Source organism: Streptomyces sp. NBC_00259 (assembly GCF_036181745.1).
In the GTDB taxonomy this organism is placed as follows: domain Bacteria; phylum Actinomycetota; class Actinomycetes; order Streptomycetales; family Streptomycetaceae; genus Streptomyces; species Streptomyces pratisoli.
The window spans coordinates 3,227,746-3,240,392 of the sequence record NZ_CP108080.1; the positions used below are offsets into that span (position 1 = coordinate 3,227,746).

Genomic DNA, 12,647 nt, shown 5'->3' on the forward strand with positions numbered 1-12,647 from the left:
CCCCCCGGCCCCCAGCCCTACTGACCCGGCAAGCTACACGCTTGTTCGACGTTGCGCTCGCCCTACGCGTCGGAATTCCCTCGGATCGGCGAAATGTATGTCGTTCGGGGCAAGTTGACGGAGCGAGGGAGGTCCCCCGGCGGTGGGGGACCTCCCTCGTGTTCACGGACGCGATCCGGCTCAGCCGGTGGTGAAGGACAGCACCAGATACTGCGGGTCGCTCGAACTGGACGTGCTGGGCTTGCTGATCATGGTCTCGGACATGAACAGCCGGCCGTTGGTGTAGAGGATCTCCGCGTAGTCCAGGGAGAAGCCGGTCTCCGCGTCCCGGACGGACTCCTCCGACGGGTTCTCCAGCAGCACCGTCTGCTTGAAGGTGCCGCCGTCGATGCTGACGATCTGGCCGCCCTTGTCGTACGGGGGCTTCTTGTACGCGATGACGTTGCCGCCGTCCATGCGCAGCGGGTACAGGGTGTACCGGTCGCCGGCGTCGGCCCTGTCGGTCGTCGGCTTGCCCGTGCTCAGGTCGAACGAGACGATCTCGTTGGTCTGGCCGTACTCGCCCGAGCCCTCGTGCTCCTCGGTGGGCAGGTACAGACGGCCGTTGCCGACGGTCACGTGCTGGCAGGTCTCGACCTCGGTGGAGCCGCAGCGCGCGGCGAACCGGTCCGCGTCGGCCGTGATCTTGGCCTTGAGCTTGCCGGTCTTCTCGTCGATGACGAAGAAGTCCGAGATGCCGCTGCCGTCCCCGGCCGTGTCGCCGACGTCCGCGGCGACGACGAGGGGCTTGGTGGAGACGATGCTCGCGTACTCGACGCCCGCGGGCATCTTGAACGAGGAGAGGGGCGCGCCGGTCGCCGGGTTCACCGTCTGGATGATCACCTGCTGGCTGCCGTACTCGCCGCACTTGCGGGCCGCCACGAGGGCCTCGCCGCCGCCGTAACCCATGTCGTAGCAGCCCTCGGCGTTGGCGTCGGGCTTCCAGCGGAGCGCACCGGTGGCGAGGTCGAAGGCCGCGCCGCCGTCGGTGCCGCCGCCCGCGACGGTGTTGCCGCTGAGCGTGACCTCGGTCAGGCGGACCTTGTCGTCACCGGTTCCCTTGGCCGACTTCGTCCACAGCAGCTTGCCGGTGGTCAGATCGATGGCGCCGACCTCGGTGCACGCCGCGTAGTTGCGCGGCGGCTTGCGCTTGGTGGCCTCGAAGGCGATCGCGGTCTTGTTGTCCTTGGTGGCGTGCCGCGAGGCCGCGCACACCTGGCCGGGGAGCGGGATGGTCCACTTCACCGTGCCCTTGGCGAGGTCGTAGCCCACGACGGAGGAGACGCCGGTCTTGACGTACGTCGAGTCGGTGACCCAGGAACCACTGACGTTGGTGACGTCGGTGACCTTCGGCTGCGGGAGCTGGAACGCCACCTTGGCCGCGGTGTTGGCCGGCGCCTTCTCCTTGCCGCCCCCTCCGATGTCCTTGCCCTTCCCGCCGTCGGCGCCCTCGGTCGTGTTCTTGGCGTCGTCGGGCTTGGAGTCGTCGCCCCGGGCCGCGGCGAACCAGACACCGGCGCCGATGATCAGCACCACCGCGACGGCCGCGGCGATGATGATCTGCATCTGGGCGCTCAGCTTCTTGCCGCCGCCGGGACCGCCCGGCTGGGGCGGCAGGTACTGCGGCTGCGTGGGCTGCGCCGGATACCCGTACCCGTACGACTGCTGCCCCATGGGCTGGGTCTGCGGGTAGCCGTACCCGGCGCCCTGCCCGGGCGGAGCCGCCTGCGGATACCCGTACCCGGGCTGCTGCGGCGGCGGGGTGGGCGCCCCGAAGCCGCCGGGAGGCGGGTCCTGGGGGGCGCCGAAGCCACCCTGCGGAGGCTGCGCCGACTGGTGGGGCGGCTGAGGCGCTTGGTGGGGCGCCTGGTTCGGCGGCTGAGGGGGCTGGTTCGGTGGCTGCGGTGGCTGGTTGGGCGGCTGCGGTGGCTGCGTCACGTGTCCGTACCTCTGAGGAGAAGAAGGCTGTCGATTCCGGGGCGTCGGTCGGACGCGGTCACTTCCCGAAGGCCATCATCGTCTTGGCCTCCTTCTCCTCCGCGTCGTTGCTCGCGCTGACCCGCCCGCTCGCGATGATGAAGCGGCCGTCCTGGTAGGCCAGTTTCGGGGACCAGAAGGTCCGCTCGATCTCGGAGGTGGACGCCGGGTTCTGCAGGATCACGGTCGGCTTGCCGCCGGTCGGGGGCAGTGTCGCGATCGCGCCGCCCGAGTCGTACCGGGGCTCCATGTACAGGAGGACGTTCGAGCCCTCCGTGCGCAGGGGGAGCATGGTGCGCTCGGCGGGGGCGTCGGCGCGCCACTTGGCCTTGCCGGTGTTGAGGTCGAAGGCGACGACGGTGTTGGTGCGGACGGTGCCGCCCGACTTGGGCTCGGTCGCCATGTAGAAGGTGTTGGCGTCGGCGGCGACGCCGACGCAGCCCTCCAGGATCTGGCTGAAGACGACGAAGCCGCCGCCGCAGCGCGGCTGGAAGCGGTCCGTGCCGCCGTCGATCTGCGAGCGCAGCGTGCCGTTGTCGTTGAGCGCGATGACGCTCCACTTCTTCTGGTCGCGCTGGGAGAGGGAGACGACCAGCGGGCTGACCGAATAGACCTTGTCCACTTCCCAGTTGGCCGGGAGCTTGTACGTCCACTTGGCCTTGCCGGTGGTCGGGTCGAGCTCCTGGAGCTGCTCCTGGCGCTTGTCGTAGCTGCTGGTACGGCAGGTCTCGGCGGCGATGAGCTTGGGGCCGCCGGCGAAGGCCTGCGGCTGGCAGTTGCCGGGGAGCTTGCCGAAGAGCGGCTTGCCGTCGCTGATCCGGAAGGCCTCGCCGTTGCCGGTGCGGGCGGCGGTCACGGTGTCGCCGCTGATCGCCAGGGTGATGTCGGAGAGCAGGTCGAAGGCACCCTTCTCGGTGATCTCCTTCTTCCAGCCCGCCTTGCCGGTCTTGAGGTCGACCAGCTGCATCTGGGTGCACTTGGCCTTGTCGTTGGTGCCGTCCTTGAAGCCGATGACGAGCTTGCCGTCGTCGGTGCCCCGCACGGGTGCGGCGCAGAGCTCGCCGGGAAGCGGCAGGGTCCACTTCTTGCTGCCGTCGGTGGCCGAGAAGCCGCTGAGCTCCTTGTACATGCCCTTGACGACGACGTCGCCGGCGAACCACGGGCCGTACACCTCGGAGCCGTTGCGCGGCAGGTCGATGTCGTTCTTCGTCAGCCAGAGCACCTTCGACTCGCCGTCCTTGCGCCCGGCGTTGAGGTCGTCCACCTCCTTGCCGCCACCGGTGCCGCTGCCGTCGCCCTGGTCGACCGACTCGGAGCCGGACGGCTTCGGGCCGCTGGTCTGCTTGGCGTCGGGCTTCGTGTCGTCGTCACCGCCGCTGACGGCGAACCAGGTGCCGCCGCCGATGACGAGGAGGGCCGCCACGGCCGCACCGATGATGGCGGCGGGCCTGCCCTTGAAGAAGTTCCCGCTCCCGCCGCCCTGAGGGGGCGGGGTGGGGGCGCCGGGGTACTGCGGCTGGGTGGGGTAGCCACCGGGGTAGCCGCCGTAGGGGCCGGGCTGCTGGCCGTAGGGCCCCGGCTGCTGGTTGTACGGGCCGGGCTGCTGGTGGTACGGACCCGGCGTCTGCTGCGGGTAGCCGTAACCCGGCTGCGGGGCCTGCGGATAGCCGTATCCCGGCTGCGGCTGCGGCGGCTGCTGCTGCTGCTGCGGCTGACCGGCGGGCGGCGCGGGCGGGGCCTGCGGCGGGACCGGCGGCGGACCCTGCGGCATCTGCGGCGGTTGCGCGGGCTGCTGGGGCTGCTGAGGAGAACCCTGCTGAGGGTCCTGCGGAGACCCGAAGCCTCCCTGCGGCGGTTGCTGGCTGGGCGGCTGAGTCATGGCAGCACATCCCCCTTCGTGCGGTCCACGACCCGACCGGCCTCCCCCGCGATTCCGTCCGGCAGTTGCCGTACGGAAAGGAGCGAATCGGACATGGATGGCGCAGCGTCACGTCAGTCGAGCGGGGCTTCTTTGTATCACCTGGGACCTGTCGACAGCGGGGCCGGTCCGCCCCTGTACCCAAGGGAGGACCGGCCCGTGATGCCGTCGTTACCCGTTCCGCGCGACGCCGCTACGCGTCCTCGGCGAGCTCCAGCCACCGCATCTCCAACTCGTCGCGCTCGCCTGCGAGTTCACGGAGTTCGGCGTCGAGTTTCGCCACCTTCCCGAAGTCGGTGGCGTTTTCGGCGATTTGCGAGTGCAGCGTGGCCTCCCTGGCGGAGACCTTGTCCAGCTGACGCTCGATCTTCTGCAGTTCCTTCTTGGCGGCACGCTGGTCCGCGGCCGACTTCTCGGGGGCCGCGGACTTCTCGGACGCCGCGGCGGGCGCCGCCGGGGTCGCGGCCGCGGTCTCCGTCATCCGCTCCCGGCGCTCCAGATACTCGTCGATACCGCGCGGAAGCATGCGCAGGGCGGCGTCGCCGAGCAGCGCGTACACCCGGTCGGTGGTCCGCTCGACGAAGAACCGGTCGTGGGAGATGACGACCATCGAGCCGGGCCAGCCGTCGAGGAGGTCCTCCAGCTGGGTCAGGGTCTCGATGTCGAGGTCGTTGGTGGGCTCGTCGAGGAACAGGACGTTCGGCTCGTCCATCAGCAGCCGCAGCAGCTGGAGCCGGCGCCGCTCGCCACCGGACAGATCACCGACCGGGGTCCACTGCTTCTCCTTCGAGAAGCCGAACTGCTCGCACAGCTGCCCGGCCGTCATCTCCCTGCCCTTGCCGAGGTCGACGCGGTCGCGCACCTGCTGGACCGCCTCCAGCACCCGCAGATCCGGGTCGAGTTCGACGACCTCCTGGGAGAGATAGGCCAGCTTCACGGTCTTGCCGGTGACGATCCGTCCGTCGCTCGGCTGACGCTCTCCGTCGCTGCGGGCGGCGTCGGCCATCGCCCGCAGGAGCGACGTCTTGCCGGCACCGTTCACCCCGACCAGGCCGAAGCGGTCACCGGGGCCGAGCTGCCAGGTCAGATGCTTCAGCAGCACCTTCGAGCCGGCCTGGACCGTCACGTTCTCCAGGTCGAAGACCGTCTTGCCGAGCCGGGAGGAGGCGAACTTCATCAGCTCCGACGTGTCGCGCGGCGGCGGCACGTCCTTGATCAGCTCATTGGCGGCCTCGACCCGGAAGCGCGGCTTCGACGTACGGGCCGGGGCGCCGCGGCGCAGCCAGGCCAGCTCCTTGCGGACCAGGTTCTGCCGCTTGACCTCTTCGGTCGCCGCGATGCGCTCACGCTCGGCACGGGCGAACACGTAGTCGGTGTAGCCGCCTTCGTACTCGTACACCGTGCCGCGCTGGACGTCCCACATGCGGGTGCAGACCTGGTCGAGGAACCAGCGGTCGTGCGTGACGCAGACGAGCGCCGAGCGGCGCGCCCGGAGGTGGCGGGCGAGCCAGGAGATGCCCTCCACGTCCAGGTGGTTGGTCGGCTCGTCGAGAACGATCAGGTCCGGCTCGGCGATGAGCAGCTTCGCGAGGGCGATCCGCCGCCGCTCGCCACCGGAGAGCGGCGCGATGACGGTGTCCAGTCCGTGCGGGAAGCCGGGCAGGTCGAGCCCGCCGAAGAGTCCGGTCAGCACGTCGCGGATCTTGGCGTTGCCCGCCCACTCGTGGTCGGCGAGATCACCGATGACCTCGTGCCGGACGGTGGCGGCGGGGTCGAGCGAGTCGTGCTGGGTGAGCACTCCGAGGCTCAGCCCGCCGCTGTGGGTGACGCGGCCGGTGTCGGCCTCCTCCAGCTTGGCGAGCATGCGGATGAGGGTCGTCTTGCCGTCCCCATTGCGCCCGACGACACCGATTCGGTCTCCCTCGGACACGCCGAGGGAGACTCCGTCGAGCAGGGCACGGGTGCCGTACACCTTGCTGACTGCCTCGACATTGACCAGGTTGACGGCCATCAACGCTCCAGATGAGGGGATCCGATCGACCTCCCAGCGTAATCGTCGCGGGCACGTCGAAATCCCGCGCACACCCAGCGTGATCGCTCGCGGACGGTGGGTGGCGTGGTCCTTCCGTCACACCCGTCCTCGCCGCGCGCCCGAGCGCTCCACCAGGAGCCAGCCCGCGAGGGCCATGGCCACCGCCACCGGAGCGGTGACCGGGACCGCGATCAGCGTTGCCGAACGGCCCTCCAGCAGACCCGCGAAGCCGACCATCGACAGGCCCAGTACGCCGAGCAGGCACAGGGTGATCCCCAGGACCGCGAGGAGACCCGAGCCCGAGGCGGAGGCCGCGCGGGGCGGCGAAGGACGCTCGAAGGTGCGGAAGGCGGCGACCAGGAGCGCGGTGAGGACGGCGGCCGCGGCGATACGCGGCGGGGTCTGCGCCCACCAGGCGGCCGAGGCCGGTTCGGGCAGCGGGACATCGAGGGCGAGGAGCGCGCCGTACACCCCGAGCATGGCGGTGAGGTGCCACAGGAAGGCGGTCATGGCGACGCCGTTCGCGGCGACGACGGTCCGCCACACCCGGGGCCGGGCCACCAGGCGCGCCCCGCTCCCGCGCAGCAGCTCCACCGCGCCGACGAGCCAGAGCCCGTGACAGAGGAGGGCGAGGGTGGGCGGGGCCATGTTGGAGACCTTCTCGCCCGGCATGCCGACCATGGACAGCGGGTACGGGCCGAACGCCACCAGTGCGGCGGCCCCGGCCAGTCCCGTGGCGGCGAGTACGGACGGCAGCCGCAGCCGGCCGTCGGCGCGCAGGAAGCCGAGCTGGTGCACGGCCAGCCAGACGAACGCGAAGTTCAGGAACTCCACGAAGGGGACCTGGAGCGCGAACCGGAGCACGTCCACCGCGAGCGCGCCGCCCGCGAGTGCCGCGAACGCGCCCCAGCCGTACCGCTCGTGGAGCCTCAGCAGTGGCGGGGTGAACGCCACCATCGCCAGATAGATCCCGATGAACCACAGCGGCTGGGTCACCAGGCGCAGCGTGACGCCGGTCAGTCCGCCGCCTCCACCCGGCAGTTGCACGATCAGCGCCGCCGCTGCCCAGACCAGGACGAACACCATGGTGGGGCGCAGCAGCCTGCGCAGCCGGGCCCGCAGGAACGCCGCGTACACCGATCCCTCCGGCTGCCTGCGGCGCAGCGAGCGGTAGGAGAGCGCGTGCGAGAAGCCGCCGACGAAGAAGAACACCGGCATGATCTGAAGGACCCAGGTGAGGAGTTGGAGCTCCGGGACGACGGCGAGCAGATTGCCGACACCGTCGGCGGTGACGGCGGCCATCAGCCAGTGGCCGAGGACGACGGTCCCGAGCGAGGCGACCCGGAGGAGGTCGACGTAACGGTCCCGGGTGTCCGGGGTGGCTTCGGCGAGCGCACGAACGCTTGATCCCATACGGCTACGTTCGCGCTCGCGCCCTCGTGGGCGTCAGCGCTTCCGTACTCAACTCCCGTCTGAGTACCCGGGCGTGCGTGCCCTCGTGCGCGGGCGCCTGTGCTCGATCGCCGGAAGGGCTCGCTCGGAGCCCCGGCGCGGGCGCCGTCTACAGGACCGTCGCGCCGGGAGCCGGTGCCAGGGCCACGCGGGCCGTGCGGCAGGTGCCGGAGGCCAGGAGTGCCTCGGCGATCTGCCGGGCCGCTTCGTCGTCCTTCGCGAGGAACGCCGTCGTCGGGCCGGAGCCCGAGACGAGCGCGGCGAGCGCGCCCGCGTCGGTTCCGGCCGCGAGGGTGTCCGCGAGGGACGGGCGCAGCGAGAGCGCGGCGGGCTGGAGGTCGTTCACGAGTGCCGCGGCGAGGGCCCCCGGGTCGCCGGTGCGCAGGGCGTCGAGGAGGAGGGGGGAGGCGACCGGCTCGGGGACGTGGGCGCCCTCGTTCAGGCGGTCGAACTCGCGGTAGACGGCGGGGGTCGAGAGTCCGCCGTCGGCGACCGCGAAGACCCAGTGGAAGGCGCCGCCGACGGGCAGTTCGGTGAGCCGCTCGCCGCGGCCCGTACCCAGCGCCGCGCCGCCGACGAGGCTGAACGGCACATCGCTGCCGAGTTCGGCGCAGATGTCGAGCAGTTCCTGCCGTGACGCCCCGGTGGACCACAGGGCGTCGCACGCGAGCAGCGCGCCCGCGCCGTCGGCGCTGCCGCCCGCCATGCCGCCGGCGACGGGGATGTCCTTGGCGATGTGGATGTGGACGGCCGGGTCGATGCCGTACCGGTCGGCGAGCAGCTCGGCTGCCCGGGCGGCGAGGTTCGTACGGTCCAGCGGCACCTGGCCCGCGTCGGGGCCGGTGCAGGTGACGGTCAGCGACTCGGCCGGGGTGACGGTGACCTCGTCGTACAGCCCGACGGCGAGGAAGACGTTGGCGAGGTCGTGGTAGCCGTCGGGCCGCGCGGCACCCACCGCCAGCTGGACGTTGACCTTGGCCGGCACTCGTACCGTGACGCTCACTTCTTGGCCTCCGCGATGCGTGCGAACTCCTCCACCGTCAGGGATTCTCCACGCGCCTGCGGGGAGACGCCCGCCGCCACCAGTGCCTCCTCGGCAGCGGCCGGGGAGCCCGCCCAGCCGGCGAGCGCGGCGCGCAGGGTCTTGCGGCGCTGCGCGAAGGCCGCGTCGACGACGGCGAAGACCTCGCTCTTGGAAGCGGTCGTCCTGACCGGCTCGGTCCTGCGGACGAGGGAGACGAGTCCGGAATCGACGTTCGGCGCGGGCCAGAAGACGTTGCGGCCGATGGCTCCGGCGCGCTTGACCTCCGCGTACCAGTTGGCCTTCACCGACGGGACGCCGTACACCTTGTTCCCGGGGCGTGCGGCGAGCCGGTCGGCGACCTCCGCCTGCACCATGACGAGCGTGCGCTCGATGGTCGGGAATCGGTCCAGCATGTGCAGCAGGACCGGCACCGCCACGTTGTACGGGAGGTTCGCGACCAGCGCGGTCGGCGCCGGGCCCGGCAGTTCCCGCACATGCATCGCGTCGGAGTGGACCAGCGCGAAGCGGTCCTTCTTCGCGGGCATCCGCGCGGCGATCGTCGTCGGCAGCGCGGCCGCGAGCACATCGTCGATCTCGACGGCCGTGACCCGGTCAGCGGCCTCCAGCAGCGCGAGGGTGAGCGAGCCGAGTCCTGGCCCGACCTCCACCACCACGTCGTCGGGGCGCACCTCGGCGGTGCGGACGATCCGGCGGACCGTGTTGGCGTCGATGACGAAGTTCTGGCCGCGCTGCTTGGTGGGGCGTACGCCAAGCGCCGCGGCCAGTTCCCGGATGTCGGCGGGGCCGAGGAGGGCGTCGGGGCTGTCGGGTCCGGTGGTGGTGCTCACCGGTACAGCCTACGGCCGCAATGCGGCCACGGACTCGCCCCCCGCTGCAGGTAGAGCTTCTTCGCCCGGTACGTCTGCTCCTCGGCCGGGGCGTCCTGAGGTCTTCCGCTGCCGCCGAGCGACTGCCAGGTGCGGGTGTCGAACTGGTACAGCCCGCCGTACGTCCCGGACGGGTCGACCGCGTCGGGCCGCCCGCCGGACTCGCACTGCGCGAGCGCCGCCCAGTTCAGCCCGTCGGCGCCGGCGACCGAGTCCGGCAGCGGCTTCGTACCGACGCTGATCCGCTGCGTCACCGGTGGCCGCAGCACCGCCTCGGAGACCTTCCTCGGCTTCTGCCGGACGCCGTTGACGGTGCGCAGGGCGTAGGTGACCTGCCGGGTGCCGGTGCGGCCCTGCTGTTCGACGACCTCGGTGCCGATGTGCAGAGCCGGGTCCTCCGTCCGCACGGTGGTGTACGGGATGGGCTCCTCGCGGACCTGCTCGGTGTCGGTGATGCGCATGACCGTGATGGTCTGGCCGTCGCGCGGGAAGCTGCCGGGCGGTACGGAGGTGGTGTCCTGGCCGCCGAGGGTGATGCCGGCCTCCTCGACGGCCTGCTGTGCGGTGGCCGCGTTCGTACGGATGGTGTGTTCACGGCCGTCGGCCATGAAGGTCACCTTCCGCTCGGTCCTGACGTCGAGGTCCAGGCCCTTGCGGGAGATCGACAGGGAGCGGGAGGCGGACAGGTGCGCGCCCTCCGCGCGCACCCCGACCTGGTGCAGCGCGTCCGCGACGGTGCGTGCGGTGGTCCACACCTGGCGGCGGTGGCCGTCGATGGTGAGGGTGACGGGGCGGCCGAAGCGGACGACGACCTCGTCGCCGTCGTCGAGGTCGGCGTCCGGTGCGGGGGCGACGATGTCGTGCTCGCCGACGGCAAGGCCCTCGTCGGCGAGCAGTTCGCCCACGTCGTCGGCGAAGGTGTGCAGCGTGCGGGGTACGCCGTCGACGCTGAGGCGGACGCCCTTGTCGGCGGCGACGAAGGCGGTGGTGCCGCCCGCGAGGAAGGCGACGACGAGGGCCTGGGGGATGAGGCGGCGCAGGCTGTCGGGGCGGCTGCGGGAGAGCGGGCCCGTCCTGCGGCGGCGGGCTGCGCGACGGGCCTCGGCGCGGCCGCCGGCCGGTGGTGATGCCGGGGCGGCGGGTACCGCCGGATCATGGGCGCCTGTGCCGGGGCCGCCGGCAGGGCCGGCTTCCGGTCCGGCGGCGAGACCGGCCTCGCGTCGGGCGTCGGCGCCGGCTTCCGGTCCGCCATGAGGGCCGGCTTCCGATCCTGCATCAGGGCCGGCTTCCGGTCCGGTGTCGCGTCCGGGCCCGGGACCCGGTCCGGTGTCGCGTCCCCGCCCGGTACTCGGTCCGCGCCCTGGACCAGGGCCGGTTCTCGGTCCGGTGCCTGGTCCGGGCCCCGGCCCGGGCAGGAACGCCGCCACGGTCGGCGCGTAGGGCGACACGTCCGAGTCCCGCGCCCGGGCCGGAGCCCTGACCGGGCCCGGCGGCACAGGCGGCGGAGGAGGCTCCATGAGCCTGGCGGCGCGACGACCGCCGCGCGCTGCACGGTGACTGCCCTGCGAAGTGCTCACGAGGCCGGGACCCTAGCGGGTCACCGTCACTCTCCAAAGCAGGACGGCTACTCGGTGTCATCCGGTGTCGCGCCGCCGGAACCCGTCAGCCCCCTCCAAAAGGTGACGAATTGTTATCTTTCAGTAATCAAACGCACGGGCCGTGTTGGCCGCGATCGCCTCCGACATGGCGTCCTCGTCGATCCCCCGTACCGCGGCCATCGCACGGACCGTGATCGGAACGAGATACGGCGCGTTGGGCCGTCCGCGGTACGGCGCGGGCGTCAGGAAGGGCGCGTCGGTCTCCACGAGGACGAGTCCCAGCGGGGCGACGGCGAGCGCGTCGCGCAGCGGCTGGGCGTTCTTGAAGGTCACATTGCCCGCGAACGACATGAAGTACCCGGCGTCCGCGCAGATCCTGGCCATGTCCGCGTCGCCGGAGTAGCAGTGGAACACCGTGCGCTCGGGGGCGCCTTCCTCGGCGAGGATGCGCAGCACGTCGGCGTGCGCGTCACGGTCGTGGATGACGAGCGCCTTGCCGTGCCGCTTGGCGATCTCGATATGGGCGCGGAAGGAGCGCTCCTGGGCGGCGATGCCTTCCGGGCCCGTACGGAAGTGGTCGAGCCCCGTCTCGCCGACGGCTCGTACGGGGTCGAGTCCGGCCAGCCGGTCGATCTCGGCGAGGGCCTCGTCGAGGGCGGCGTCGCCGCCGGCTTCCCGTGTGCCCTGCCGTGACCAGCCGTCGGGGTCGCCGTGGACGATCCGCGGGGCCTCGTTGGGGTGCAGGGCGACGGCCGCCCAGACGTTCTCGTGCGCGGCGGCCGTCTCGGCCGCCCAGCGGGAGCCCTTGATGTCGCATCCCACCTGGACGACGGTCGTCACACCGACCGAGGCCGCCTTCCGCAGACCTTCCTCGACGGTGCCGCTCTGCATGTCCAGGTGGGTGTGCGAATCGGCGACCGGTACCCGCAGCGGGGCGGGCAGCGGCGGGGGCGTCTCGTCGGTCTTGGCGCTCATGACCACGATCGTACGAGGACCGCGACGACGGCCTCGGACCCTCCTCGGACACCTCTGCCTCGGACCCCTCTGCCTCTGCCCCGGTCTCCGGCCCCTGGCCCCCGGCCCGCCTCACCCTTGGCCACGGACCGCGGCCACCGCCCTACCGGCGGCGGTGCAGACCGCGGAGCACGTCCCCGAGACCCCGGCGCCGCACCGCCGCCTCGGGCCCGGCGTCCTGGCGGTGCCTGGCGACCTTCGGCTCCGGCTCGGAGGACGGGACGGGCCCGGCTATGGCGAAGTTGGGGGGCGCGAAGTGCTGGCGGCGCAGGGTCTCGGCGACACCCGAGACCTGCCCGGCGCGCATGATGCGGACCTTCTGCTCGCCGCAGTTGAGGCAGGTGAGCCGGTTCAGCGGGGAGGGAACGAGCTGTCCCTGTGCGCGGTACATGCAGAACGGACGGCCGTCGCCGTCGATGTGGTGCTCGATGTCGTAGGTCTGCTCCCAGCCGTAGCCGCACCTCATGCAGGCGAAGGCGTAGGACTCCTGCACCGTCTCGGGTGCGGCGACCGGGATGGGTCGCGCGTCGCTCGGGGTGCCCGCTGTCTCACTCATGCCAGCTCCTCCTGGTCCACCGCCCCCAGCCGCGCCGGGGGTGTGTCCTTACAGTGGACGCCTGTTCCGGCGGGAGCGCATCAGACCTTCCAGGTCGTTGAGGAGGATTTGGCCGGCGCATTCCGGAAGGCTTGATCACGCGGTCCGAGC

The 12,647-nt window shown here is 71.8% G+C and carries 9 protein-coding genes; all 9 read right to left on the minus strand.

From position 1 onward, the window contains the following. Positions 1-180: 180 nt before the first annotated feature. The 9 genes from OG766_RS14390 to OG766_RS14430 all read right to left on the minus strand — a co-directional run bounded on the left by OG766_RS14390 (position 181) and on the right by OG766_RS14430 (position 12,497). Positions 181-1,977, minus strand: a complete 1,797-nt coding sequence (locus OG766_RS14390) for an outer membrane protein assembly factor BamB family protein (RefSeq protein ID WP_443045493.1) — start codon at positions 1,975-1,977, stop codon at positions 181-183. 58 nt (positions 1,978-2,035) lie between these two features. Continuing rightward, on the minus strand, positions 2,036-3,895 hold the full coding sequence (locus tag OG766_RS14395) for an outer membrane protein assembly factor BamB family protein (protein ID WP_328725489.1): 1,860 nt from the start codon (positions 3,893-3,895) through the stop codon (positions 2,036-2,038). Between the two features lie 232 nt (positions 3,896-4,127). After that, positions 4,128-5,945 carry an ABC-F family ATP-binding cassette domain-containing protein gene (locus OG766_RS14400; protein ID WP_328725490.1) on the minus strand — a complete coding sequence of 606 codons (1,818 nt, stop codon included), beginning with the start codon at positions 5,943-5,945 and terminating at the stop codon, positions 4,128-4,130. Between the two features lie 117 nt (positions 5,946-6,062). Further along, positions 6,063-7,379, minus strand: coding sequence for an acyltransferase family protein (locus tag OG766_RS14405; RefSeq protein ID WP_328725491.1), 1,317 nt, complete (start codon positions 7,377-7,379; stop codon positions 6,063-6,065). A 148-nt stretch (positions 7,380-7,527) separates the two neighbouring features. After that, complete coding sequence (locus OG766_RS14410; protein WP_328725492.1) at positions 7,528-8,421, minus strand: 4-(cytidine 5'-diphospho)-2-C-methyl-D-erythritol kinase; 894 nt, start codon at positions 8,419-8,421, stop codon at positions 7,528-7,530. Further along, a complete protein-coding gene (gene rsmA, locus OG766_RS14415) occupies positions 8,418-9,290 on the minus strand; it encodes a 16S rRNA (adenine(1518)-N(6)/adenine(1519)-N(6))-dimethyltransferase RsmA (protein ID WP_266378837.1) in 873 nt (290 codons plus the stop codon). Before rsmA ends, OG766_RS14410 begins: the two co-directional genes overlap by 4 nt. Next, positions 9,287-10,846 (minus strand): ubiquitin-like domain-containing protein, encoded by a 1,560-nt coding sequence (locus OG766_RS14420; RefSeq protein WP_328727476.1) that lies wholly within the window; start codon positions 10,844-10,846, stop codon positions 9,287-9,289. Before OG766_RS14420 ends, rsmA begins: the two co-directional genes overlap by 4 nt. A gap of 180 nt (positions 10,847-11,026) precedes the next feature. After that, positions 11,027-11,902, minus strand: a complete 876-nt coding sequence (locus tag OG766_RS14425; protein WP_266378841.1) for a TatD family hydrolase — start codon at positions 11,900-11,902, stop codon at positions 11,027-11,029. A 142-nt stretch (positions 11,903-12,044) separates the two neighbouring features. Continuing rightward, positions 12,045-12,497, minus strand: a complete 453-nt coding sequence (locus OG766_RS14430; protein WP_266378844.1) for a hypothetical protein — start codon at positions 12,495-12,497, stop codon at positions 12,045-12,047. Positions 12,498-12,647: the final 150 nt, after the last annotated feature.

Bases quoted from the DNA above. Each gene is read 5' to 3' on its own strand.
- OG766_RS14395 (WP_328725489.1), bottom strand. From the start codon at position 3,895: ATGACTCAGCCGCCCAGCCAGCAACCGCCGCAGGGAGGCTTCGGGTCT.
- OG766_RS14400 (WP_328725490.1), bottom strand. From the start codon at position 5,945: ATGGCCGTCAACCTGGTCAATGTCGAGGCAGTCAGCAAGGTGTACGGC.
- OG766_RS14405 (WP_328725491.1), bottom strand. From the start codon at position 7,379: ATGGGATCAAGCGTTCGTGCGCTCGCCGAAGCCACCCCGGACACCCGG.
- OG766_RS14420 (WP_328727476.1), bottom strand. From the start codon at position 10,846: ATGGAGCCTCCTCCGCCGCCTGTGCCGCCGGGCCCGGTCAGGGCTCCG.
- OG766_RS14425 (WP_266378841.1), bottom strand. From the start codon at position 11,902: ATGAGCGCCAAGACCGACGAGACGCCCCCGCCGCTGCCCGCCCCGCTG.
- OG766_RS14430 (WP_266378844.1), bottom strand. From the start codon at position 12,497: ATGAGTGAGACAGCGGGCACCCCGAGCGACGCGCGACCCATCCCGGTC.